General features: G+C 61.5%; 23 protein-coding genes and 2 pseudogenes. 16 read left to right on the top strand and 9 right to left on the bottom strand.

Annotation, left to right across the window (positions count from 1 at the left end):
* The first annotated feature begins 1 nt into the window (after position 1).
* The 9 genes and pseudogenes from N554_RS0122055 to N554_RS42165 all read left to right on the top strand — a co-directional run.
* Positions 2–1,267 (top strand): MFS transporter, encoded by a 1,266-nt coding sequence (locus N554_RS0122055; RefSeq protein ID WP_081851361.1) that lies wholly within the window; start codon positions 2–4, stop codon positions 1,265–1,267.
* Between the two features lie 96 nt (positions 1,268–1,363).
* Positions 1,364–2,068 (top strand): glutathione S-transferase family protein, encoded by a 705-nt coding sequence (locus tag N554_RS0122050; RefSeq protein WP_029585458.1) that lies wholly within the window; start codon positions 1,364–1,366, stop codon positions 2,066–2,068.
* Positions 2,069–2,108: 40 nt separating this feature from the next.
* Complete coding sequence (locus N554_RS0122045; protein WP_051677635.1) at positions 2,109–2,543, top strand: cupin domain-containing protein; 435 nt, start codon at positions 2,109–2,111, stop codon at positions 2,541–2,543.
* A gap of 191 nt (positions 2,544–2,734) precedes the next feature.
* A complete protein-coding gene (locus N554_RS0122040) occupies positions 2,735–3,691 on the top strand; it encodes an NADP-dependent oxidoreductase (protein ID WP_029585456.1) in 957 nt (318 codons plus the stop codon).
* 317 nt (positions 3,692–4,008) lie between these two features.
* The gene (locus tag N554_RS0122030; RefSeq protein WP_081851360.1) at positions 4,009–5,103 is read left to right on the top strand and encodes an RES family NAD+ phosphorylase; all 1,095 of its coding nucleotides are present in this window, start codon (positions 4,009–4,011) and stop codon (positions 5,101–5,103) included.
* Positions 5,100–5,678: a cytochrome P460 family protein gene (locus N554_RS0122025; RefSeq protein ID WP_029585454.1), complete on the top strand. Its 579-nt coding sequence runs from the start codon at positions 5,100–5,102 to the stop codon at positions 5,676–5,678. Before N554_RS0122030 ends, N554_RS0122025 begins: the two co-directional genes overlap by 4 nt.
* 198 nt (positions 5,679–5,876) lie before the next feature.
* Positions 5,877–6,794, top strand: a complete 918-nt coding sequence (locus N554_RS0122020; protein ID WP_029585453.1) for an NADP-dependent oxidoreductase — start codon at positions 5,877–5,879, stop codon at positions 6,792–6,794.
* Between the two features lie 105 nt (positions 6,795–6,899).
* The gene (locus tag N554_RS43070; RefSeq protein WP_371259511.1) at positions 6,900–7,121 is read left to right on the top strand and encodes an alpha/beta fold hydrolase; all 222 of its coding nucleotides are present in this window, start codon (positions 6,900–6,902) and stop codon (positions 7,119–7,121) included.
* A 20-nt stretch (positions 7,122–7,141) separates the two neighbouring features.
* Positions 7,142–7,345: pseudogene (locus N554_RS42165) on the top strand (NADP-dependent oxidoreductase); the annotation flags it as partial.
* 105 nt (positions 7,346–7,450) lie between these two features.
* On the opposite strand, the gene N554_RS0122010 reads toward N554_RS42165, so the two are convergent.
* Positions 7,451–8,404: a cyclase family protein gene (locus N554_RS0122010; RefSeq protein ID WP_051677634.1), complete on the bottom strand. Its 954-nt coding sequence runs from the start codon at positions 8,402–8,404 to the stop codon at positions 7,451–7,453.
* Between the two features lie 147 nt (positions 8,405–8,551).
* Positions 8,552–9,019, bottom strand: coding sequence for an ArsR/SmtB family transcription factor (locus N554_RS37465; protein ID WP_029585450.1), 468 nt, complete (start codon positions 9,017–9,019; stop codon positions 8,552–8,554).
* A 228-nt stretch (positions 9,020–9,247) separates the two neighbouring features.
* Here N554_RS37465 and N554_RS0122000 point away from each other — a divergent pair, with 228 nt between their 5' ends.
* A complete protein-coding gene (locus tag N554_RS0122000) occupies positions 9,248–9,769 on the top strand; it encodes an arsenate reductase (azurin) small subunit (protein ID WP_029585449.1) in 522 nt (173 codons plus the stop codon).
* Between the two features lie 12 nt (positions 9,770–9,781).
* Positions 9,782–12,391, top strand: a complete 2,610-nt coding sequence (locus N554_RS0121995) for an arsenate reductase (azurin) large subunit (RefSeq protein WP_029585448.1) — start codon at positions 9,782–9,784, stop codon at positions 12,389–12,391.
* 106 nt (positions 12,392–12,497) lie between these two features.
* On the opposite strand, the gene arsH is transcribed toward N554_RS0121995, so the two are convergent.
* The 5 genes and pseudogenes from arsH to N554_RS0121970 all read right to left on the bottom strand — a co-directional run bounded on the left by arsH (position 12,498) and on the right by N554_RS0121970 (position 15,207).
* Positions 12,498–13,208: an arsenical resistance protein ArsH gene (gene arsH / locus N554_RS0121990; RefSeq protein WP_029585447.1), complete on the bottom strand. Its 711-nt coding sequence runs from the start codon at positions 13,206–13,208 to the stop codon at positions 12,498–12,500.
* 1 nt (position 13,209) lies between these two features.
* Positions 13,210–13,633: pseudogene (gene arsC / locus N554_RS36210) on the bottom strand (arsenate reductase (glutaredoxin)).
* Complete coding sequence (locus tag N554_RS0121980) at positions 13,630–14,328, bottom strand: aquaporin (protein ID WP_029585446.1); 699 nt, start codon at positions 14,326–14,328, stop codon at positions 13,630–13,632. The pseudogene arsC and the gene N554_RS0121980 overlap by 4 nt, the downstream one beginning before the upstream one ends.
* Positions 14,328–14,855, bottom strand: a complete 528-nt coding sequence (locus N554_RS0121975; RefSeq protein ID WP_029585445.1) for an arsenate reductase ArsC — start codon at positions 14,853–14,855, stop codon at positions 14,328–14,330. Before N554_RS0121975 ends, N554_RS0121980 begins: the two co-directional genes overlap by 1 nt.
* Positions 14,836–15,207: an ArsR/SmtB family transcription factor gene (locus tag N554_RS0121970; RefSeq protein ID WP_029585444.1), complete on the bottom strand. Its 372-nt coding sequence runs from the start codon at positions 15,205–15,207 to the stop codon at positions 14,836–14,838. Before N554_RS0121970 ends, N554_RS0121975 begins: the two co-directional genes overlap by 20 nt.
* A gap of 390 nt (positions 15,208–15,597) precedes the next feature.
* Between N554_RS0121970 and N554_RS0121965 the strand changes: the two genes are divergently transcribed.
* Complete coding sequence (locus N554_RS0121965; RefSeq protein WP_029585443.1) at positions 15,598–16,770, top strand: MFS transporter; 1,173 nt, start codon at positions 15,598–15,600, stop codon at positions 16,768–16,770.
* Complete coding sequence (locus N554_RS0121960) at positions 16,767–17,924, top strand: MFS transporter (RefSeq protein ID WP_029585442.1); 1,158 nt, start codon at positions 16,767–16,769, stop codon at positions 17,922–17,924. Before N554_RS0121965 ends, N554_RS0121960 begins: the two co-directional genes overlap by 4 nt.
* Here N554_RS0121960 and dmeF read toward each other — a convergent pair.
* Positions 17,866–18,882 carry a CDF family Co(II)/Ni(II) efflux transporter DmeF gene (gene dmeF / locus N554_RS0121955; protein ID WP_081851359.1) on the bottom strand — a complete coding sequence of 339 codons (1,017 nt, stop codon included), beginning with the start codon at positions 18,880–18,882 and terminating at the stop codon, positions 17,866–17,868. The two genes, N554_RS0121960 and dmeF, sit on opposite strands and share 59 nt — an antisense overlap.
* A 210-nt stretch (positions 18,883–19,092) precedes the next feature.
* Here dmeF and N554_RS0121950 point away from each other — a divergent pair, with 210 nt between their 5' ends.
* From N554_RS0121950 to N554_RS0121940, 3 genes are read left to right on the top strand one after another with little or no spacing between them, the layout of a single operon-like run.
* Positions 19,093–19,911: a chromate resistance protein ChrB domain-containing protein gene (locus tag N554_RS0121950; RefSeq protein ID WP_029585440.1), complete on the top strand. Its 819-nt coding sequence runs from the start codon at positions 19,093–19,095 to the stop codon at positions 19,909–19,911.
* Entirely contained in the window at positions 19,908–21,302 is a 1,395-nt protein-coding gene (gene chrA, locus N554_RS0121945) for a chromate efflux transporter (RefSeq protein WP_029585439.1), read from the top strand. Before N554_RS0121950 ends, chrA begins: the two co-directional genes overlap by 4 nt.
* Positions 21,303–21,348: 46 nt before the next feature.
* Complete coding sequence (locus tag N554_RS0121940; protein ID WP_029585438.1) at positions 21,349–22,236, top strand: DUF1259 domain-containing protein; 888 nt, start codon at positions 21,349–21,351, stop codon at positions 22,234–22,236.
* Positions 22,237–22,415: 179 nt separating this feature from the next.
* Here the strand turns inward: N554_RS0121940 and parC are convergent, their stop codons facing one another.
* The gene (gene parC, locus N554_RS0121935; protein ID WP_029585437.1) at positions 22,416–24,674 is read right to left on the bottom strand and encodes a DNA topoisomerase IV subunit A; all 2,259 of its coding nucleotides are present in this window, start codon (positions 24,672–24,674) and stop codon (positions 22,416–22,418) included.
* Between the last annotated feature and the right edge of the window lie 56 nt (positions 24,675–24,730).

Below are 24,730 nucleotides of genomic sequence, written 5' to 3'. Positions count from 1 at the left end.
CATGGTGGGCGTTTATCTCCGTCAAATCGGGACGAACGGCGCTCGCGGCATCCACAGAATATCGGCTGGCAAATCCATTACGAGGAGTTCGTTACTGCCGGGATCGCTGACCTCGCTTAATTGGCTAACCCTCGGCGCCTTCGCCATCGGCACTGAGGGCTTTATGATCGCCGGGCTGCTGCCCGCGCTGGCGCGAAACCTGAACGTCGGCATCCCCGCTGCCGGCCATCTCGTTACCGCTTTCTCCCTCGCATACGCCATCGGCGCTCCGGTCATGGCCGTGCTGACGGCCGGGCTGGAGCGGCGCCGCCTGCTGGCCGTCGCCATGGGCTGTTTCACCCTCGCCAACCTGCTCGCCGCGGTGGCGCCGGGCTATGCCGGGCTGTTGGCGGCGCGACTGCTTTTGGCCCTCTCAGCCGCCAGCTTCATGCCGGCGGCAAGCGGATATGCCGCTGCACTGGGCGGGCCCGAGCGACATGGCCGCGCTCTGTCTATGGTCATGAACGGGCTGACCTTGGCGATCATTGCCGGCGTGCCGCTCGGTGTGCTGGTGGGTGACGGCTTTGGATGGCGCACCACTTTCCTGTGCGTGGCGGGCCTGGCGGCGCTCTCGCTGCTCGGGATCCTCGCTAGGCTGCCACGACAACCAGCTGGCCTCACAGCGAGTCTCGGTGAGCGCGTCGCGCTGGCCAAGCGCCGCGATATGCTGGCGGTACTGGCCACCAGCGTACTGACCGTTGCCGGTACCTTTACGGTCTATACCTATCTCGGGATCTTCCTGGCTGACGGCGCTGACCTCGGGCAGCGGGGGCTGGCGCTGGTGCTGCTGGGCTTCGGCCTAAGCAGTGCGCTTGGCACCCGGCTCGGCGGCAGCGCGGCGGACCGCTGGGGCGCGCGGCGCACCGTGATCATTAATAGTGGCCTTGCCTTGCTGGCCTACCTTGCCCTCTCGCTCGGCGCGGTGCTCGGGCCGGCGCGGGCGATGCCGGTCACGCTGCCGGCCATCCTGCTTTGGGGCCTGGCCAGCTGGGGGCTGATGACGGCGCAGCAGGCGCGGCTGGTCGCGCTGGCTCCGGCCCTGGCACCGGTCAGCCTCTCGCTGAACTCCTCGGCCATCTATCTCGGCAGCGCGACGGGCGCTGCGGCCGGCGCGCTGGTCATCGCCGATGGCGCAGTGGGGCGCCTTGGCTGGGTGGCGGCGGGGTTCAGCCTGGCCGCGCTGCTGGCGGTGCTGATCAGCGGCGGCAGCGCGCCGGGCCGAGGTTGATGCCGTCCGCGAGGACGGACCGCGGTCCGCGGGGCGGCGCCGTCGGGCCGGCCACTGCGTTGGTGGTGAAAGCACTTCGAAAGAGCGAATTAAGAGATGCCAGACCTTTCTGCCTTCCTGATCACACAGCGCTGGCCCGCCAAGCACCCAGACCGCTTGCAACTTTATTCATTGCCGACGCCCAACGGCGTCAAGGTCTCGATCATGTTGGAGGAGATTGGGCTGCCGTACGAAGTGCATCTGGTCGACTTCAACAAGAACGACCAGCACGCGCCGGAATTTCTCTCCTTGAATCCTAACGGTAAGATTCCGGCGATCCTCGACCCCAACGGTCCGGGCGGTGAGCCGCTGCCCTTGTTCGAATCCGGTGCGATCCTGCAATACCTCGCGGAGAAGACCGGCAAGCTCTTGCCGGTGAATGCGGCCCGCCGTTACCAGACGATCCAGTGGGTGCATTTCCAGATGGGCGGGATCGGGCCCATGTTCGGCCAAGTCGGCTTCTTCAACAAATTCGCCGGCCGTGAATATGAGGACAAGCGGCCACTTCAGCGTTACGTCGCCGAGTCAAAACGCCTGCTTGGCGTGATGGAAGCGCACCTCGCCGGACGGCAGTGGATCATGGACGATGAATATACCATCGCCGACATTTCGATGCTCGGCTGGGTGCGCAACCTGATCGGCTTCTATGAGGCGCGTGAACTCGTCGAGTTCGACAGTTTTCGGGAAGTGTCGGCCTGGCTCGAACGCGGCTTGGCGCGTCGCGCCGTGCAATGCGGGCTGACTACTCCACGGAGGCTGTAAACGGGTGAGAGTTCAAACTTCTAAGCATGAGGGTACGACAATGCCAGCTTTCTCGAAAATCGCACTGTTCTGCACTGTATTTGGCTTGACGTTGGCTGGAGCGCCGGCTGGATACGCGCACGAGCTCGAGACGGTAAAACCGGTTTTCCAGAGTGCGATCCCAAACATCCCTGGAAAGAACTTGGTCGCTGTCGTCGTGAACTATCCACCCGGTGGGAAATCCCCGCCTCACCGTCATGCAAAATCCGCCTTCATCTACGCGTATGTGCTTACGGGCGCCATTCGAAGCGTTGTGGGTACCGAGCCCGCAAAAGTGTACCAAGCGGGTGAGAGCTTCCACGAAGAACCTGGAGCGCATCACCGGGTGAGCGAAAACGCCAGCGAGACCCAACCTGCGAGTCTTCTGGCGGTCTTCATCGTCGATGCCGAGGACCAGCCACTCACCGTACCAGATTCGAATTCAGACACACGATAGTGCCCTGCAGAGCGGATCTCGTCGCGCGCTCGTAGGAGCCCCCCACGCTGGTTGTGTGAAACGGTCGAGCGCAAGGGATGCCGCGATTGAACTCGGGCGAATAGCTAAACCTGATGCTTGATGGCAATGAGGAGGTTAGAATGACAAGTACCCTCGTCGGCAACGCGGCAAAGAACCCTGAGCCCTCCTCGATGAAGGCTTGGCGCGTGCACGCGTTCGGCCCGCCGGAAGCGATGATTTTTGAAACGGTGCCTCGGCCAGACCCTGGTCCAGGCGAAGTCCTTGTCAAAGTTCACGCAGCAGGGGTCGGCCCCTGGGACGGATGGATCAGGGCGGGCAGGAGTGCATTGCCGCAACCGCTTCCTCTCACGTTGGGCTCTGATCTGTCCGGCGAAGTCGCGGCTCTGGGTTCCGGGATTTCCGAGTTGGCGGTCGGAGACCAGGTTTTCGGCGTGACCAACACTCAATTCCTTGGCGCTTACGCCGAGTACGCGGTGGCGTCGGCCGGGATGCTCGCCAGGAAGCCAAGCTCGCTCAGCTACGCCGAAGCGGCTTCCGTTCCCGTCATCGCGGTCACCGCCTGGCAAGGTCTGTTCGACCAAGCCCGCCTCGAAGCCGGCCAAACGGTGGTCATCCACGGAGGCGCAGGGAACGTCGGAGCCTACGCGGTTCAGTTCGCTCGTCGTGCTCGCCTGCGCTCCATCGCGACGGCGGGGACCAAAGACATCGATTACGTGCGGGCCCTTGGGGCAGACAAGGTGGTGGACTATCACACGCAACGCTTCGAAGATGAGGTCAAGGATGCCGACGCGGTGCTCGATCTCGTTGGGGGCGAAACGCAAACACGTTCGTTTCAGGTTCTTCGCCCGGGCGGCAAACTGATCTCCGCCGTGTCCCAGCCTGATCAAGACCGCGCAAACCACCACGGCGTCAGCGCAGCCTTCTTCTTGGTGGAAGTAACCACCGAGCGCCTGCGCAAAATTGCCGAACTTATTGATCGTGGTGAACTGAAAACACGCGTCGGTGCGGTCCTCCCTCTCGCCGATGCGCGAGAGGCCCACATGATGTTGGAAGGCCGACGACCGCTGCCGAGTGGAAAGATCATTCTCAACGTAGAAGCCTCGGGCGAGGTCACCCCAGCCGCTTGAATACGAGCTTGACCGCGCGAGAATGCCCGGAGCCGCGTGGCGAACCGGGGAGCGTGGCAACGCCGGTTCGAATTCTTCCTTCGGGAGAAGTGGCGGCTGCGTCATAAAACACGATCGATGGGGAGCGCAGTCATCCGCGCGATGGTGCACTCGGAATTGCCAATCTCGGTACTGTTTTCGACCAGGGCGCTGCGCATCTATTCGCCATGATCGACGGCCTGAGCGGCTCCGATGCAACTTCAATCTTTTGTGGCAGGGCTGTCCCAAGCGGAAGGCGTCGCTCAGCCGAGGCTTGATGCTTCCTAAGGAGAACGCAGATGACTCAACGCATGGATTGGCGCAGCTTCGAGAAGTCACTCAAAACCGAGGCGCGCTTTTTCAGTCGGACGGCAGCAAACCATCTCACACCAATCTTCGATGGTATTGGCGAGCTGCAAACGCGCGACGGCCGTCCACTCGTGGTGGATGCGGGTCCCGGAGCGGATTTTCATACCCTCTATCGCGCTGGGGTCTTTCAATCTGACGACAAACTCGAAGCCGCCCTCGGCAGGCCGGACATCCACCTCGGCTCGCCGCCAGCACCCTTGGCGGCGGCCGGTCGCATGAACGCGCGTGGTATCTCGGTTTTCTACGGCGCAAACAATCAGAAAGCGGCTATTGCCGAGGTGCGCCCGCCTGTTGGTAGTCAGGTCGCGGTGGCCCAATTCGAGATCATCAGAAAGCTTCGACTGCTCGATTTGACCGCCCTCAGTGACGCCCGCGTCACCGGAAGCATTTTTGATTTCGGGTTAGCTGGGAGGATGGAACACGCCGTGTTCCTGCGGTCGCTGAGTGGGCGTATCACGCGGCCGGTAATGCCCGATGACGAACCGTTTGAATACCTCGCAACGCAGGCCATAGCCGATTTTCTTGCGACGGAGGCTTCGGTGCCGATTGACGGCATCATTTTTCCGTCAGTGCAGGCCGCCGGAGACGTTTTTAACGTTGTCCTTTTTCACAAGGCTGCCCGGGTCGAGGCCATGAACGTTCCAGAGGGAACGGAGATCAGCGCGAGTACGGGCCGTTGGACAGAGGATGGCTGGGAGGAAGATTACGAGGTGCTTGAGAAAGTTCCACCGTTACACAAGGAGGTTGATAAGAGCGAGCAAGATTCGGGATCGCCGGACTTCGCCGCAACTGCGGAAATAAGACGTCTTGACCCGCGGGAAGCCGATTGGCGCGACGCTAGTCTCCGCATCGTGTCCGAAAGCATCGAGGTGCATCGCGTAAAGCGCGTCGAATTCGCGACAAACGAATTCACGGTGAAACGGCACCGTCGGGAAACACGGGACAGCATCACTTCGTCCCGCGCTGCGACAACTGAAATGTCAACGAACGCTACGGCTTCGCTAACGCAAGGAGCAACGCCATGAGAATCGTCAGTGTCTTGGGCGTTGCCCTGGCAGGATTGTCCGTGATAGGCGCCGTCACTGCCTACGGGCAGATCAATGCGCGCTCACAGTACGGTGGAACGACTGCGGCCGTTGTCGACGACAAGGGAAATCTGCGCGTGCCTTCCGACTATCGGACCGCTTATCAGGTGCTGGGCAGCTGGGCAGTGGCTAAAGACGACGGTCCGGGCTCGAAGGAACTGCACGTGGTCTATGCTTCGCCCGGAACCATCGCCGCGTATCACAAGGACGGACACTTTCCCGACGGCACCGTTCTCGTGAAGGAAGTGTTCAAAACGACTACTAACGATATGACAACGGGAACCGTAAGCAGTGCCGGCACCCTCGCTGGCTGGTTCGTCATGGTGAAAGACAACGCCGGCCGATTTCCAGGAAACAAGCTTTGGGGCGACGGCTGGGGTTGGTCCTGGTTCGATGCAGCTAATCCCCAGAAGACCACATCCACCGACTACACGACGGACTGTCAGTCCTGTCACGTGCCGGCGCGACAGTCAGATTGGATCTACACGCGCGGCTATCCGGTCCTGAACCGATAAGCGGAGTGTGGCGTAGATGATATGTCACTGGTCAAGCCGCTGCCCTGCACCGAGCAGTTCGGTAAGCGAGGTCACCAATGGCAAAACGCTGTTCCACCTTCGCTTTCAGAAGCTACCCATGGCCGCTGGCATAGATGTCGAATGGGCTTTCCGTTGCCTGCACCATTTCCAACAAAGAGAACCGAGGAGACAATTCACATGAAGGCAATCGTTGTGACGGACCAGGCTGCGGGAACGGCCGGGATGAAGCTGGTGGAGCGGCCCGAGCCGCAGGCAGCGATAAACGACGTCGTCGTTCAGATTCATGCGTCGGGATTCGTCCCGACTGAGCTGGCGTGGCCCTCGACCTGGACCGATCGCCTCGACCGTGATCGAACACCGTCGATCCCCGGGCACGAGCTGGCCGGAGTGGTCACCGCCCTCGGATATGGCACAACGGGTCTGTCGGTGGGACAGCGGGTGTTCGGCCTCGCGGACTGGCATCGCGACGGCACGCTGGCCGAGTATGTGGCGATCGAGGCACGCAATCTCGCGCCGCTGCCGGGCGACGTCGACTTCACGGTGGGCGCGAGCCTGCCGATCTCGGGCCTGACTGCGTGGCAGGGACTGTTCGAGCACGGCCGCCTTCAGGCGGGGCAGAGCGTCCTCGTGCACGGCGCGGCCGGCGCAGTCGGGTCGATGGTGACGCAACTCGCACGAGAGGCCGGCGCCTACATCATCGGCACCGGACGCGCTGCCGACCGTCAGAAGGCGCTCGACTTCGGCGCACAGGAGTTCGTCGACCTCGACAACGACGCGCTGGAAGACGTCGGCGGCGTCGATCTGGTGTTCGATGTCATCGGCGGCGACATCCAGAAGCGGTCCGCAGGCCTGATTCGAGTCGGAGGAACACTGGTGTCCATCGTCGGGCCGGCCGAGGCGCGGCCCGCCGACGGCCTGGCGGTCGACTTCGTTGTCGAGTCCGATCGTGCCCAACTGAGTGAGATCGTCCAACGGGTGCGGGACGGACGACTGCGGACGAACATCGGCATCGTCTCAACCCTCGACGACGCTGTCGCCGCCTTCAACCCGACCGAGCGACGCAACGGGAAGACAGTCATCCGCGTTCGTCCGTGAACGACACGCGTCTATCGATGCACGCGGCCGGCCGGCGCTGTCCAGATCGGCCGGCCGCGTCCCGGCATTAGATAAAGGACACACTTATGCCGCCCAAAGCCAAATCTGTTACACCGACCGTTCCGTAAACATCAGCCCCCTACGCTGATCACGTGGGGCAAAAACGATGGAATCTTCACGGTGGAGGGTGCTGAACTCTTTAAAAGAGATATTCCCAGCGCAGAGCTCCATCTTCTCGATACGGGCCATTTCGCGTTGGAAGAAGAAGTGGATCGGATTGGGTCGTTGATGCATGAGTTTCTCGACCGAACAATAAACAAGAAATAAGTACTGAAGGGCGTTGCCAAGATCTGGTTTTCGATGTCATCGGCGGCGACATCGGGAAGCGGCCCGCAGGCCTGATTCGAGCCGGAGGAACGCTGGTGTCGATCGTCGGGCCGGCCGAGGCCCGGCCCGCCGACGGCCTGGCGGTCGACTTCGTTGTCGTGTCCGATCGTGCCCAACTGAGTGAGATCGTCCAGCGTCAGCATGTCTCAAAGGTGCCCAAGAACGGACACGCGCAACGATCGTGCGACGTCCGCTCTACTTCCAGAGCAGACGTCACACTGCGCTCGGCGTAATCGCGGTTTGCGATACTAGAAATCGAAGAACCGCCGCTACCTCACCGCGATCGGCGACACCGTGGAGCCTGAGCCGCCCTGAATCTTGAGCGGCTGCATCACGAAGGCGAATTCGCTGATGCCCTTTTGCGCGAGCTCGTCGAGCTTGAGGTTCTCCAGCAGGTGGATGCCGTTCACCACGAGCGCGACCTGGTGCACCGGAAGCGACAATTGCTTGTCGGGGTTGGGCGAAACCTCGACCGGCCAGTTGTCGGCGCCGAGCAGCATCGGATCCTTTGCGGCAAGCCAGAGCGCAGCCGGCACGCCGATGCCCGGGCAGGATTTCACGTAACGCGCGTTGTCCTTGGCGTAGAGCTTGCCCCAGCCGGTGTGGATGATCACTGCGTCGCCGGCCTGCAGCGTCAGGTTTTGCTTCTTCAGGGCGCCCTCAAGATCATCCACGGTGATTTCATAATTGTCGCCGAGCATCTCGACGCCCTTGAAGCCGGCCACGTCGATCAGGACGCCGCGCGTGAACAGCGCGCCCACATTGTGGATGCCGAACTTCTTGAAGCCGGTGCGATCGGTGTTTTCGGCCACCTGCTGGCAATTGTACCAGCTGTTGAGATGGGTCTGGTGCGCAAAGCCGTCGAACTGCGTGCCGACCTGACCGAGCTCGGTGATGACGATCTCTTCGTTCGATCCGCGCATGTTCGAGAACTCGTTCATGAACGTGCGCTTGGTGTGCACGTCGAAGCGCCGCGTCCCGAAGAACGGCATGCTGGGACCGAGCACGTGCGCGAGCTCGATCACCTCGCCGGCCTTGATCAGCTTCGCGGCGTTCATCACGGCCGCGGGCTTCTGGTGATTGGCCGAACCGCGCTCGTCGGTTGCGCCCCACTTCGACGGACAGCGCTGGCTTTCCGCCGGAACGGTCCAGGTTGGTGCTTGCGCGTAGGCGGCGCCGGAAAGCGCAAGCGTGATCGCCGCACCCAAGGTGAATGCTCTCATCTGTATCCTCCCAAACGAGGGTGCTCTGGAAACGGCCCCCCTCCACAGATAATGCAAGCCTCATCCAGGCGGTTCAAGTCCCGACACGTGCCTGAGACCATGTGGCATCCAAGCTAACGGCGGCGCGCGGTGGGAGCGGGACAGGCGTTAGAAGACTCTCTTAGTGCGCGCCTTTGGTTTCAGTTGGCTCTTGAGCCTGGCTTTCTTCGGAGTTGAGCCGCAACCGGAGCTGGCGCCTGTTGATAGTCCCAGCAGGTTGCAAAGTTCAGGGTGTCCATCACAACAATCGTCGACGAGAAAAGAAATCAACGTCCGCATGCCCTCGACGTCCGCGCGGTAGATAATGGTTCGCCCCTCGCGAGAGCTGCGCGATAGTCCGGCTCGGACCAAAATGGCGAGATGAGTCGACAGAGTGTTGTGCGGCGCACCGATCGTCTCTGCGATCACGCCAGCTGTAATACCTACGGGCTCGTGTTTGATCAGAAGCCGGAAAATCGCAAGACGGGTCGGTTGAGCGAGGGCAGCAAGGCTGGAAATCGCGTGCGCCTCCGATAGCGCCTGTCCCGAACTGACCCGCGTCGCATGGCTCGCGACAGCCAGCATCGTCTTTCGCATTGCACCAACCTCTACGGCTTCCATCGAGTCTTCCTCTTTCTAGCGGACGCCCAGGTGACAAACCAGAACGTTTCCATTATTGGATATGTCGAGACGTCTCGACATAATCGCAGATCCTCTTGAAGGCTTTGTGACAATCAAAAAAGCAAGAGACGCCGAGCCGGTAGGCGTACCGGCGTTCCGGAGGAACCCGCCGGTAGGCGTACCGGCGCGCCGAGGAGGACGTCCATGACCCATTGCAATCGAATGGTCGATGTCGGTCGCCGTAAATTTCTAGGCGGTGCCGGCCTCGCCGCTGCTGGAGCGGCAGCATCGACGATGGTGCCGCCACAGGTCAAAGCAGCGCCTGCTGCCGCTCGCGTTGATTACCCCGCTGACAGGCTCGCAAATCTAGCCGATCTGAAGCCAAACGAGCCTCTCGTCGTAGCTTATCCCGACGCGGACGCGCCAGGCGTTCTGCTCAAGCTCGGCAAACGTGTCCCCTCAGGTGTGGGGCCGGACGGCGATATCGTGGGGTTCACTACGACCTGCCCGCATAAAGGATTTCCGCTTAACTATAACGCGGCTGACAAGACGCTGAACTGCCCGGGCCACTATTCGCGCTTCGATTGCGAGGCCGGAGGCCAGCAAATCTGGGGACAGGCAACGCAGAACCTGCCGCAGTACACGCTCCGCGTTGACAGCAGTGGCGACATCTATGCCGAAGGTCTCGACGAGCTCCTTTACGGCCGGCTCTCGAACGTTCTCTGAGGGGAGGAAACGATGGCTTACAAACGTCAAATTGACCGCCTCCCAATCATCCCGAAGGACGCGAAGGAGTTCAACGTTACCTGTCACTATTGCATCGTGGGGTGCGGCTACAAAGCTTATACTTGGGCTGCGAACAAGCAGGGTGGGACCGCACCTGATCAGAATAAATTTGGCGTGGATCTCGGTAAGCAACAGGAGGCCGAGACCGCTGCGTGGTATTCGCCGGCGATGTACAACATCGTCCAGCAAGATGGCGAAGACGTCCATATCGTCATCAAGCCCGACAAGAGCTGCGTCGTGAATTCCGGGCTTGGCTCGATCCGCGGCGCCCGCATCGCGGAAATGAGTTATTCGCAGGCGCGCAATACGCAGCTGCAGCGGCTCACTGATCCGATGGTCTGGCGCTATGGCCAGATGCAACCCACGAGCTGGGACGACGCGCTGGATCTGGTCGCCCGCGTGACCGTCGCCGTTATCAACGACATGGGTGAGGATGGACTGTTCGTGTCCGCGTTTGATCACGGCGGCGCCGGTGGCGGCTATGAGAACACCTGGGGCACCGGCAAGCTCTATTTCGGAGCGATGACGGTCAAGAACATCCGCATACACAATCGTCCCGCCTATAATTCGGAAGTTCACGCCACGCGCGACATGGGCGTAGGCGAACTCAACAACTGCTACGAGGACGCTGAACTTGCGGACACCATCGTGGCAGTCGGCACCAATGCGCTGGAAACCCAGACCAACTATTTCCTCAATCACTGGGTGTCGAATTTGCGCGGCACCTCGGTAGCCAAGAAGAAAGCCGAATTCGGCACGGAGCCGGTCGAGCAGGCCCGTGTCGTTATTGTCGATCCGCGCCGCACCGTCACCGTGAATGCCTGCGAAGTCGAAGCCGGCAAGGATCGCGTGATGCATCTTGCGATCAATTCAGGGACGGACCTGGCGCTGTTCAACGCCTGGCTCACTTACATCAATGACAAGGGTTGGATCGACAAAGCCTTCATAGCCGCCTCGACCAAGGATTTCGACAAGGCGGTCGCAGCCAACAAAACAAGTCTAGAAGAAGCCGCGCGCATTACCGGACTGACGGCCGATCAGATTCGTCAATCTGCCGAATGGATTGCGCAGCCCAAACAGGGAGGCGTCCGGCGGCGAACGATGTTCGCTTACGAGAAGGGACTGATTTGGGGCAACGACAATTATCGCACCAACGGCGCGCTTGTGAATGTGGCGCTGGCGACGGGCAACATCGGGCGGCCGGGTGGCGGATGCGTACGGATGGGAGGGCATCAGGAGGGCTATTCGCGACCTTCTGATGCTCATGTCGGGCGTCCTGCGGCCTATGTCGACAAGCTGCTCATCGAGGGCAAGGGCGGCGTTCATCACATCTGGGGCTGCGATCACTATAAGACTACGCTGAACGCATTGCAGTTCAAACAGGCATACAAAAAACGCACCGACATCGTGAAGGATGCAATGTCGGCAGTGCCCTATGGCGATCGCCCGGCCTTGGTGAATGCAATCGTGGCCGCCGTCAAGAAAGGTGGACTGTTCGCCGTCGATGTCGACATCGTTCCGACCAAGATAGGTCAAGCATGTCATGTCTGGCTGCCGGCAGCGACTGCCGGTGAGGCAAATCTTACCTCGATGAATGGCGAGCGGCGCATGAGGCTCACGGAGCGTTACATGGATCCGCCCGGCCAGGCGATGCCGGATTGTCTTATCGCCGCACGCATCGCCAATCACATGGAGCGCGTGTTGCGCGAGCAGGGCAAGAATCAGCAAGCCGACCAATTCAAGGGTTTCGACTGGAAGACCGAAGAAGACGCCTTCATGGACGGTTATGCCAAGCACGAAAAAGGCGGTGAATTTGTCACCTATGCGCGTCTACGAGCCATGGGCACGAATGGTTTCCAAGAGCCTGCCGTCGGTCTCGAATCAACCGGAACGGTGGGCGAAGCCACCTCGACAGGCGCGCCGGGCGAAGTCCTGAAAGGACCCGCCATCGAAGGCGCCCGGGGCAAGGAGCCGGTGCAAAAGGATGTGGCGACGCAAACAGGGGCACCGGCGGCCCCTGCTCCGGACGTGGCGCGTATTATCGGCACGAAGCGCCTTTATACCGACGGCAAGTTCAACGCCAAGGATGGCAAAGCGACGTTCATGGAGACGAAGTGGCGCGGTCTCCAGGCGCAAGGCAAGGAAGCCGAGAAGAACAAATGGCCGTTCCTCATCAACAATGGCCGAACCAATCACGTTTGGCAGAGCGCCTATCTCGATGTTGAAAACGAACTGGTGATGGACCGCTGGCCCTATCCGTTCATCGAAATGAATCCACAGGATATGACGGAACTCAGCGTCAAGGCCGGCGATCTGGTCGAGGTCTATAACGACAACGGATCGACCCAGGCGGTTGCCTATCCGACGCCAACGGCGAAGCGGAAGCAGACCTTCATGCTGTTCGCATATCCGACCGGCGTGCAGGGTAACGTCGTCTCGGCGGGAGTGAACGAGTTCATCATTCCCAATTACAAGCAAACCTGGGCCGGCATCCGCAAGATTGCAGATGCCCCCGAGGGCGTGAAACATTTGACCTTCAAGTCAAACGAATACGTCGCCTGATGTCTGTCGTGCTCCTCCCCTGAAACTTGCCCGGGCGCGTGCGTCCGGGCTAGTTTTTAGGTACCGAAGAGGGATGCAACCTTCGATCATCACGACCGGGCAATAGTTAAACCGCCTCATCGAGTTTCATTCGTCTTGCCAGCTTTTCCGCATCTTCCTTGCGCTCGCTATAGCGGTTCGTGAGGTAGGCAGTGGCGCCGCGCGTCAGCAATGTGAATTTCATCAGTTCTTCCATCACGTCCACGACGCGATCGTAGTAGGCGGAAGGCTTCATCCGGCCAGAATCATCAAATTGTTCGTAGGCTTTGGCCACCGATGACTGGTTGGGAATTGTAATCATCCTCATCCAGCGGCCCAGCACCCGCAGCTGGTTGATGGCGTTGAACGATTGCGAGCCGCCACTGACCTGCATGACGGCAAGCGTTTTGCCTTGGGTTGGCCTGACGGCACCCACTGAAAGCGGTATCCAATCGATCTGTGCCTTCATGATTCCGGTCATGGCGCCGTGGCGCTCGGGGCTACACCAGACATGCCCCTCCGACCAGGTCGAGAGCTCACGCAACTCCCTGACTTTGGGGTGAGTAGGCTCAGCATCGTCTGGCAAGGGCAAACTCGAAGGATTGAAAATTCGAGTTTCCGCGCCGAATGTTTCCAGCAACCGGGCGGCTTCCATCGTCAGAAGCCGGCTGTAGGACCGCTCGCGCAGCGAGCCGTAAAGCAGAAGAATCCGTGGCCGATGCGCCGCGATCGGCGGATGCAACGCTACGGGATCGGGCAGCGCAAACGCTTCACTGTCGATGTTGGGAAGATCAAGCAAGTCACGCCGCACTTGAACCGACCCCACGTTCGACAAGCTCGCCGTCCTCCTTGACGAAGCGGCCAAGGTCGGGATTGGGCAGAAGATCGAGCACCGCCTCAGACGGCCGACAGAGCCGGACGCCCCTTCAGCGTCACAACAATAGGGCGATTGATCAGGATGGGATGGGCCAGCATGAAATCGATCAGTTGGTTGTCGGTCCATTTGAGGTCTGCCAATCCGAGCTCCGCATGGGGGGTGCCCTTTTCTCGAAGTAGCGCCCGCACGGGGATTTGCATTGCGGCAATCAATTCAATCAACCTGGCGCGCGTCGGCGGATCTTTCAGATACTCGATGACTGTCGGCTCTATGCCGCTCTGACGGATCATGGCCAGCGTGTTGCGCGAGGTGCCACAATCGGGATTGTGATAAATAGTAACGGTCATAGTTCTGCCTCAGGATTGAGCGGCGGAGCCTCTTTGGATGAGCGCAGCAGCCACGCCATCAGCATCAGTCCAATGATCGCGCCGCAAAATTCCGCCGCGATAAAGCCAGGAAGATCACGCGGACGGATCCCGGAGAACGTGTTGGTGAATGAGCGTGCGATCGCCACGGCGGGATTGGCAAATGAGGTGGACGCTGTAAACCAATACGCCGCAGTGATGTAGAGCCCCACCAGCCAAGGCACCGCAGCGCGTTGAAAACGAATGCCGGCAAGAATGGTAGCCACAAGGCCGAAGGCTGCTACGGCTTCCGCGAACCATTGCGCGCCGCCGGTTCTGGCTTTCATCGAGGCATCCAGCAACGGCAGTGCAAACATGCCATGCGCGATCATCGTGCCGAGAATTCCGCCGAGGACTTGCGCTCCGATATAGAGGGCCACATCGCGGGCCGTCAGTTCGCGTTTCAACGCAAATACCAGCGACACCGCCGGGTTGAAGTGGGCTCCCGAGATCGGTCCGAGAATGGTGATGAGCACAACCAGGATGGCTCCCGTTGGCAGCGTGTTGCCGAGCAGTGCAACCGCCGTGTCCTTGGTGAGCGTTTCGGCCATGATGCCGGAGCCGACCACGGTCGCGACCAGAAGCGCTGTACCAAGCGCTTCTGCGACAAGACGGCGTGGCATGTCGTAGCCGGACATCAGCCGGCCTTATCCCGGCCAGAACTCGATCCGTCCATGCGTCCGATTTCCCGTAGCTTGGTTCCGAGCGACAACTTGTCGATGCCGCGAAGGGGAAGGCTGGTGAAGATACTGATACGGTTCTTCAGATAGCGGAAGGCGGCGACAAATGCCGCTTCCTTCTCGATGTCCGTGCCCTCGACTTCGGCCGGGTCCTCAACACCCCAATGCGCCGTCATCGGTTGGCCGGGCCACACCGGACAAGACTCGCCAGCCGCATTGTCGCAAACCGTAAAGACAAAATCCATCACGGGCGCATCGGGACGCGCAAATTCCTGCCAGCTCTTCGAGCGTAAATTGTCCGTGGGGTAATCGAGACTCCGGAGAACCTTGATCGCAAACGGGTTCACTACCCCCTTCGGCTCGCTGCCGGCGGAGAAGCTGCGGAAATGGTGGCGGCCGTCCTTGCGCAGGATCGATTCCGCGAGAATCGAGCGGGCGCTGTTTCCGGTGCACAGGAAGAGAACGTTATAAATGCGATCCGACATGGGCTTTCCTCCTCGGCTTCGGGAAACAAGGCGTGAGGCTTTCCACCAGCGGCGCGCATATTTCCGGTCGACCGTCACAACAATCCCTGAGCAGGAACAGCACGACGTTTTGAAGCCGCGTGAGATCGGCGCGATAGATGATGGAACGGCTGAAGCGCTGCGCCGACACCAGTTCTGCGCGGGCCAGAATCGAAAGGTGCGATGACATGGTATTCTGCGGCACCCCGAGTGACCTCGCGATATCGCCTGCCGCGAGCCCATCCGGCTCGTGTTTCACGAGCAATCGAAACACCTCCAGCCGCGTCGATTGAGCCAGCGCCGCGAGGGCAAGAACGGTATCTTCTGATTCCATATATCCAGAGTTATGGATATCTGTGCTCCTGTCAAGCAAGTTTGCCCGCTTCGCGATTGTTTGATCCGGAGTTTGGCTTGTGACCGTCATTGCGAGCCAACGGGGCGGCGTAAGCGTCTTCCGATAATAACTCCCGCGCCGCAACCCAGAGCTTGGATACGACAGTCTGGATCGCTTCGTCGCTACGCTCCTCGCAATGACGTCGATAAAAGACCGAATTCTATTGGATGCATTTCAAACATCATGGCGGGTCGGCGCTATCGGATGTTGACGCCTGCTGCGCAGCCGATGCAAATGCCAGGCGGCAAGGCAAGGCAGGATGCGGATGCGCGTCCCAAACGCGCACAGGTGAGCGGTATTACGTTAGCAGGTCGGTCCGTTATCGTCGCGATGTGTGTGGGGCAGCTGGGCAGTCTGCTTCCCCACGTCGTTGTGCCGTCAGTTCTTGCGGCGTTTCTTATTCCGGAATGGCATTTGAGCGGCGCGCAGGCCGGCCTCTTGGCGGGATCCGGGGCGGCAGGCTACATGCTGACGGTGCCGGTGCTGGCAACGTTGACTGATCGAATCGATGCTCGCAAAATCCTGATTGCGGGATCCGCGCTGAGCGCACTTGGTACGTTCCTGTTTGGCATTTTTGCTTCCGGCCTTTGGTCAGGCGCGTTCTTCAACGCGGTTGCCGGCGTAGGCTTTGCGGGAGCCTATATGCCCGGCCTCAAGGCGCTGACCGATCGCCTCGCGCCGGGCGATTCGTCTCGCGCGATTACGCTGTACACCTCGAGCTTTTCGTTCGGCGTCGGCTTGTCTTTTCTGGTTTCGCAGTTGGTCGCGGAAAGCTTCGGCTGGCGGACCGCGTTCCTTGTTACGGCGGTCGGTCCAATAGTGATGCTGTTCGTCTGTTTCCTGTTGCGGCCGGTCGAGCCAAAACCTGCTGTGGGGCGCTTCCTGGATTTTGCGCCGGTGTTCCGGAACACCAAAGCGATGGGCTTCGTTCTCGGATACGGGGCTCACTGCTTCGAGCTCTACGGAATACGAACCTGGCTGGTGGCATTCTGGACCTTCGTCGCCATGAAGAACTCAGACCCCTCCTCCATTTTGACGCCCATTGTCGTCAGTGTGATCTTTTCCTTGCTCGCGATGCCCGCCAGCATTCTCGGCAACGAATTCGCGCTCAGGTTCGGACGGCATCGCGCGATCACAGCCGTCATGTTGAGCTCAGCCCTTGTGGCGCTGCTGATCGGAATATTTGCGGACAAGTCGCCCTGGTTCTTGCTGCCGTTGATGATGGTGTATGCGATCACGGTCCCCGCCGACTCCGGCGCACTGACATCCGGCATGGCGATGGCGGCCAATCCCAGCTATCGCGGCGCGACGATGGCAACGCATTCGACCGTCGGCTTCAGCCTGTCCGCCCTTGGCGCCTGGGGCGTCGGCGTCGCGCTGGATGCGGCGGGCGGCCCGCTCAGCGCATCAGCATGGATGGCGGCGTTTTCAGTTTTGGCGGCGGGCATCCTACTCGGTCCGGTGGCGCTCTATTGGTCCAGAACCATGAGGCCCCAACCATGAGCGGGCGCCAGCTTCCCATCATTCTGGCACTCGGCACGACGCAAACCCTGGCGTGGGCTTCCAGTTATTACCTGCCGGCGATTCTGGCCGATCCGATCGCGCGCGACCTCGGCGTCTCCTCGAACTGGATATTTGCGGCCTTCTCGGCATCGCTGGTGATTTCGGCAATGCTGGGCCCGCGCGTCGGCCGACAGATCGATCTCGTCGGCGGCAGGTCCGTGCTGTCGGCTTCCAATGTGACGCTTGCCGCGGGACTTGCGCTGCTCGGCTTCACCTATTCCATCCCGGTGCTGATCGTCGCCTGGCTTCTGCTTGGGATCGGAATGGGATTTGGCCTCTACGACGCCGCCTTCGGTGCGCTCGGGCGCATCTATGGCGACGCCGCGCGCCAGTCCATCACCGGCATCACGCTGATCGCGGGCTTCGCCAGCACCGTCGGATGGCCGCTGACCGCCCTGGGCCTGGAAGGCATCGGATGGCGCAACACCTGCTTCGCCTGGGCGGCGGCGCATATCCTGATCGGCCTGCCGCTCAATTTTTTCATGCTGCCCCCTGTCAAAGGCGCCAAGGCGGCGATAGCGAACTCCATCAAGCCACACATCCCGATCGACCGGACGATGGTCCTGCTGGCGTTCGCCTTCGCGGCGGCCTGGAGCGTCACCGGAGCGATGGCGGCGCACCTGCCGCGCATTCTGGAAGCCGCCGGCGCGACAACACTGCAGGCGGTATCGGCCGGTGCCCTGATCGGCCCGGCCCAGGTGTTTGGCCGCATCGTCGAGGCGACCTTCCTGACCCGTTATCATCCGCTGCTGTCGACCCGGCTTGCGTGCCTGACGCACCCCATTGGCGCCGCGATCGTTGCGCTGGCGGGCGGTGCGGCAGCAAGCGCGTTCGCGATCTTTCATGGCATTGGCAACGGCATCCTGACCATTGCGCGTGGCACGCTGCCGCTGGCGATCTTCGGCCCGCAAAATTACGGCTATCGCCTCGGCATTATCGGCGCGCCGGCGCGGATGGCGCAGGCCGCAGCGCCATTGGCGTTCGGTTTGCTGGTCGACGCCATGGGAAGCCGCGTCCTGATTGTCTCATCCGCGCTCAGCCTGTCGGCGCTATTGGCGCTGTTCCTGCTGCGGAAGGAGCCGGCGCCGACGTGAGTGCGTGCTGACAGAACTCTACTTCGATCGTCACGTGGCTGAGGCCGCGCAAGCCCTTCAACCGGCGCTTGTAGGTCGCCGGCGGCGACGGGTTGTCCGATACCAGCGAGATGACGGCGGCGCGGTGGCCGGGACCGATCTGCCAGAGATGCAGGTCGGTCACCCGGTCGCCTTTGGTCTCCAGCCGGTCGCGGATCACGCCTTCGAGGTTTTTGTCGACGCTGACATCGAGCAGCACGGCGCCGGAATCGCGGATCAGCCCAAACGCCCAGCTCGCGATGACGATGCTGCCGATGATTCCCACAGCCGGATCGGTCCAGACCCATTGCGAGTACATCGCCGTCACCAGCGCCGCGATCGCGAGAACCGAGGTTGCGGCGTCAGCCATCACATGCACATAGGCAGCGCGAAGGTTGTTGTCCTGGTGACGATGCCCGTGGGAATGGTCATGACCGTGGTCGTCACCATGGGAACGGCCGTGGCCATGATGGTCGTGGCCGTGCGTATCGCGTAACAGCCACGCGCTGACGAGGTTGACGGCAAGCCCGAGCACCGCAACCGAAATCGCTTCGCCATACGCAATCGGCACCGGATGAACCAGCCGCAGCACGCTTTCATACGCGATCTGAATCGCGATCATCGCGAGAATGATCGCGCTGGAAAAAGCCGCGAGGTCGCCGAACTTGCCGGTGCCGAAGCTGAAGCGGGAGTTGCGCACCTGCCGGCGCGCAAACAGATAGGCGGCGCCGGCGATCCCGAGCGCGGCGGCGTGGGTCGCCATGTGCCAGCCATCGGCAAGCAGCGCCATCGAGCCGAACAGCGATCCTGCCGCAATCTCGCCCACCATCATGACAGCGGTCAGCGCGACCACGAACCATGTCCGGCGCTCGTTGCGGGCGTGCTCCGAACCGAGGAACACGTGATCGTGAGTCCATTGTTCGACAGAATGTGAGTGCATCGGCTGGTTCCCGAAAAATCGCCCTGTTCAATGGCAACGCAAATATATGCAGTTGCGGATCTAAATTCCATGCGATCGGGCCGCAGCTCCATCAGCGCATTGACAGCCCGCGCCGGTTTCGCTGTAATACGCCCATGGGGGTTCTGCGATCCCCCCACGAGGCGACATGCCCAAGTATCGCGTCCCGTTGTTTTTCACGAGGGCGCATCCATGTCATCCTTTACTTTTATATCTCCAGATAAACTTGCACGGTTGATCGGCACGCCGAATATGCCTGCCCTGATCGACGTGCGCACCGATGAAGACTTTGCCGCCGATCAGCGGCTGATACCCGGTTCTGTCAGACGCAACCATCAGGTGGCGGCCGATTGGGGCGAAGAGTTCGGCGGGCATTCGGCCATCGTCGTCTGCCTGCGCGGCCAGAAGCTTGCGCAGGGCACCGCGGCTTGGCTGAGACACCTCAACGTCACTGCGGAAGCGCTTGAAGGCGGCTTTGAAGGCTGGAAGGCCGCCAAGCTGCCGTTGGTGCCGGCATCGAAACTGCCGCGGCGCGATGCGCAGGGGCGCACCGTCTGGGTCACCCGCGCGAGGCCGAAGATCGACCGTATCGCCTGCCCCTGGCTGATCAGGCGCTTCATCGATCCGAACGCGGTGTTTCTGTTCGTGGCACCTGCCGAGGTAGTTGCGGTCGGCGAGCGCTTCAACGCCGTCCCGTTCGATATCGAGAACGTGTTCTGGAGCCATCGCGGCGAGCTGTGCACGTTCGACGTGATGATCGAGGAGTTCGGCTTGGGGACGCCACCGTTGCTGCGGCTCGCAACGATCGTGCGTGCCGCCGATACCGCGCGGCTCGATCTCTGCCCGGAGGCCCCCGGACTGCTCGCGGCGTCGCTCGGCCTGTCGCGGATGTATGATGAGGATCTCGAGCAGCTCGAGGCCGGCATCGGGCTGTACGATGCGTTCTATCGCTGGTGCCGGGATGCTACCGGCGAGACCCACAACTGGCCCACCAACAAGGCGAAGCCGTGATCGATATCGCTGCGAATGAAACGAACACCGAAGCGGACGCCGGTCACGGCATCAGTTTCGGTGAAGCCTTTCTGGTCTGGCTCCGGGTTGCGCTCCTGAGCTTCGGCGGCCCAGCGGGGCAGATCGCGGTAATGCACCGCATTCTGGTCGAGGAAAAGAACTGGATTTCCGAGAGTAGATTCCTGCACGCGCTCAACTATTGCATGCTGTTGCCGGGGCCGGAGGCGCAGCAGCTTGCGACTTACATCGGCTGGCTCTTGCACCGGACCGCGGGCGGCATCATGGCCGGCGGCCTGTTCATTCTGCCCGGCATCATCGCCATCATGGCGCTGAGCTATGTCTACGCCGCTTTCGGCAACGTCGGATTCGTCGAGGCGCTGTTCTTTGGATTGAAAGCCGCGGTGCTGGCGATCGTGATTGAGGCGGTGGTCCGCGTCGGAAAACGCGCGCTGCGCAACCGGATCATGATCACGCTGGCGGCCATCGCCTTCATCGCGATCTTCTTTTTCAATGTGCCCTTCCCGATCATCATCGTCGCCGCGGGCGTGATCGGATATTTCGGGGCGAAAAGCGGCCGGCCGGAATTTGCGGCGGTCCCGCACGGCGGCGGCAAGAACGCCGCGGCGATCGACAGCATGCTCGGCGGCGAGTTGCCTGACCACATTCGTCCGAGCGTTCCGCGCGCGTTGAGAGTGAGCGCGATCTGGCTGCTGCTCTGGCTGGTGCCGATCGGCGCGCTCTTGATCGCCTTCGGTCAGGCCAATGTGTTCAGCCAGATCGCCCTGTTCTTCAGCAAGATGGCGATGGTGACGTTTGGCGGCGCCTATGCGGTGCTTGCTTATGTCGCACAGCAGGCAGTCGAGCATTACCACTGGGTGCAGCCGGGCGAGATGCTGGACGGTCTGGGCATGGCCGAGACCACGCCGGGACCGCTGATCATGGTGCTGCAGTTCGTCGGCTTCATGGCCGCCTATCGCGATCCCGGCGCGCTGTCGCCGATGCTGGCCGGCACGCTCGGCGGGCTGCTGGCAACCTGGGTCACCTTCACGCCCTGCTTCCTCTGGATCTTTCTGGGCGCGCCGTTCGTCGAGACCCTCCGCGGCAACAAGGGACTGGCCGGCGCGCTGACGGCGATTACCGCCGCCGTGGTCGGCGTGATCCTCAATCTGTCGATCTGGTTCGGGCTCCACACCGTGTTCCGGGAAACCGCGCCGGTGCGATCGTTCGGGCTGTCGTTCGATATGCCGGTGTTTTCCAGCGTCGATGTTGCTGCGCTGATTTTGGCCGTCGCCGCTGCGACCGCGATCTTCCGCTTCAACCTGGGCATGCTCACGGTGCTGGGAGGTTGCTGCGCCGCGGGGGTGTTGTTGCGGCTATTGGGGGTGATCTAGGGGCATCGATCAACACTTTTTGGGGCAGACCAAGGAGAGAACGATGATGCGAAAACTTGGACTACTGACCCTCGCCGCGACGCTGAGCGTCCCCGCCCTTGCCAACGCAGCGGAGATCGATTGGAAAAAAGTCGATGCCGCGCTCGGCAAGACCGCTACGGTCTCCGGAGACGTCCATCGTTACGGAATTCCGCGCTCCGACCTGCATGTGACGCTTGACGGCGTCGCCATCAAGCCCGCGCTTGCCCTCGGCGGATGGGTCGCATTCGCGCCAATGCACGGCGAGGCTATGGTGATGGGCGATCTCGTGCTGCTGGAGAGCGAAATTACGCCAGTGATGACGAAACTGCTCGACGGCGGGCTCGATATCACCGCGGTTCACAATCACATTCTGCGCGCCTCGCCGCTAACTTTCTACATGCATGTCGGCGGTCATGGCGATCCCGAGAAAATGGCGGCCGTCATTCGCTCCGCCCTTTCGGCCAGCAAGACGCCGTTCGAGCCGCCGGCAACCACCGCCGGCCCAGCGCCTGCGGTCGATCTAGACACGGCGAAGCTCGACCAGATCATGGGCGTCAAGGGCTCGGCAGTCGGCGGCGTTTATCAGTTCGCCATACCACGCCGCGATCCGGCCACGGAAAGCGGAATGCAGGTGAACACTCCGCTCGGCGGCGCCAACGGCATCAACTTTCAGCCGACCGGCAATGGCAAAGCCGCGATAACAGGTGATTTCCTGGTGACGGGCAACGAGGTCAACCCGTTGATCCGCTCCCTGCGCGCCGGCAACATCGAAGTGACGGCGATCCACAGCCACATGCTGGACGAACAACCCCGCATGTTCTTCATTCACTTCTGGGCCAACGACGACGCACTCAAGCTTGCGCGTAACGTCCGGACCGCGCTGGAAACGACCGCCATAGCCAAGACGCAGTGAAAGGGACGCCCAGCGGGAGATTGTTGGCTACGTCGTCCCGGCGAACGCCGGGACCCATAACCACCGGCGCTCTTTGTTCAAGAAGGCAACCGCCCCAGCGCCGAAACGAGAATACACGGCATATGGGTCCCGGCGTTCGCCGGGACGACGCGCTGAGAGACAACGCATGCCGCTGTGCCCTACTCGACGGCGCGCCCGAACTTGTTCGACTTCGGAAAGCCTTTCGGCGGCAGGCGACCGGCGTCGGCGCGGTTGCCGCGCCATTCGGCGAGTTCTTTGATGCTGGCACTGAATTCGCGACCCGCGGAATCTTTCCAGATGAGGCCATCCTTGGCATCGAAGGTCGTGACATCGGACAAGCCTCCATCCTTGTATTTCTGCAAACGCACGCCGCGACCGCGCGCCATCTCCGGCACCTGATCGATCGGGAACAGCAGCATCTTGCGGTTCTCACCGATCACCGCGACGGTATCTCCGGTCACCGTCGTCAATGCACGGGCCTCGTTCGGCATCTCGACATTCAGCACCTGCTTGCCCTTGCGGGTGTTGCCGACGCAATCGTCCTCGTTGACGACAAAACCCTGCCCTTCATGGCTCGCGATCAGGAATTTGCGCCCGCCCTTGTTGACGAACAGCGACACGATCGCCGCGTCCTGTTCCATGTCGATGAACATCCGGATCGGCTCGCCATGGCCGCGTCCACCCGGCAATTTGGCGACATCGAGCGAATAGAATTTTCCGTTGGTCGCAAACAGCAGGAGTTTCGAGGTGGTCTCCGCGAAGAATGCCGAGCCGAGCCGGTCGTCGGTCTTGAAGGTCAGCGCCGAGAGGTCGGCGACGTGGCCCTTGAGGGTACGCACCCAGCCCTTGTCGGAAACGACGACGGTCACCGGCTCGCGCTCGACGAAGGCTTCCTCGATCGCGGCGAGATCGTGCTCGGGCGCGTCGGCGAACTGCGTGCGGCGCTTGCCGAGCGGCGTCTTCGGCCCAAAGATGTCGCGGACTTTTCGCACCTGCTCGCCGACCTTGGACCACTGCTCGGCCTCGGAGGCGAGAATGCCCTTGATGCCCTTCAGCTCGTTGCGAAGGTCCTTGTCCTCGGTGCGGATCTCGAATTCCTCGAGCTTGCGCAAACTGCGCAGGCGCATGTTGAGGATGGCGTCGGCCTGGATCTCCGTCAGCTTGAACGCTTTTATCAAGGCCGGTTTCGGCTCGTCCTCGGTGCGGATGATCTTGATCACCTTGTCGATGTTCAGATAGGCGATCAGATAGCCGCCGAGCACTTCGAGCCGGTGCTCGATCTGCTCCTTGCGGTAGTTGGAACGCCGCAGCAGCACGTCGCGCAGATGGTCGAGCCATTCGCGCAGGCACTCGGCAAGCCCCAGCACTTTCGGGATGCGGCCCTTCACCAGCACGTTGAGGTTCAATGGAATCCGGCTTTCAAGCTCGGTCAGCTTGAACAGCGATTCCATCAATAGTTCAGGATCGACTGCGCGCGACTTGGGCTCGATGACAAGGCGGACGTCTTCGGCGGATTCGTCGCGGACGTCGCCGACCAGCGGCAGCTTCTTGTCGTTGAGCAGTTCGGCGATTTTCTCGACCAGCCGCGACTTCTGCACCAGCCATGGAATTTCGGTGATGACCACGACCCAGGTGCCGCGGGCGCCTTCTTCCTGGCTCCATTTGGCGCGGGTGCGGAACGAGCCGCGTCCCGTCATGTAGGCTTCGGCGATGCTCTCCTTGGAATCGACGATGACGCCGCCAGTCGGAAAATCCGGACCTTTGACCCATTTCAGCAGCGTCTTCGACTTCGCCTCGGGCTTGTCGATCAGATGCAGCGCTGCGTCACAAAGCTCGGCGGCGTTGTGCGGCGGGATCGAGGTGGCCATGCCGACCGCGATGCCCTGCGCACCGTTGGCGAGCAAATTCGGAAATCCGCCGGGCAGCACGATCGGCTCTTTCGACTGGCCGTCGTAGTTGGCGCGGAATTCGACACCGTCTTCGTCGATGCCATCGAGCAGCAGCCGCGCGACCTCGGTCATACGCGCTTCGGTGTAGCGATACGCGGCGGGATTATCGCCGTCGATATTGCCGAAATTGCCCTGGCCGTCGACCAGCGGATAGCGCGAGGAAAAATCCTGCGCCAGCCGCACCAGCGCGTCGTAGATCGACTGGTCGCCATGCGGATGGAACGAGCCCATCACGTCGCCGACGATCTTGGCGGACTTTTTGAACGGCGTGCCCGGATCGAGCCGGAGCAGACGCATGCCGTAGAGGATGCGGCGATGCACCGGTTTGAGGCCATCGCGGGCGTCCGGCAGCGCGCGGTGCATGATGGTCGAGAGCGCGTAAGCGAGATAACGCTCCTCGAGCGCGTCGCGGAGCATGACCTCGTGGATTTCGGCCGGCTCTTCCGGCGGTAGTTGTCGTTTTCCCATGGGGAGGCGTTAAACCCTCGCGGTGAATCGGGCAAGACGCGAATCAGCAGCCAATT

The sequence above is a fragment of the Bradyrhizobium sp. URHD0069 genome, assembly GCF_000701345.1.
Taxonomy (GTDB): Bacteria; Pseudomonadota; Alphaproteobacteria; order Rhizobiales; family Xanthobacteraceae; genus Bradyrhizobium.
The sequence above is the reverse complement of the archived record's forward strand: the minus strand, read 5'-3'. Positions and strand labels throughout refer to the sequence as shown.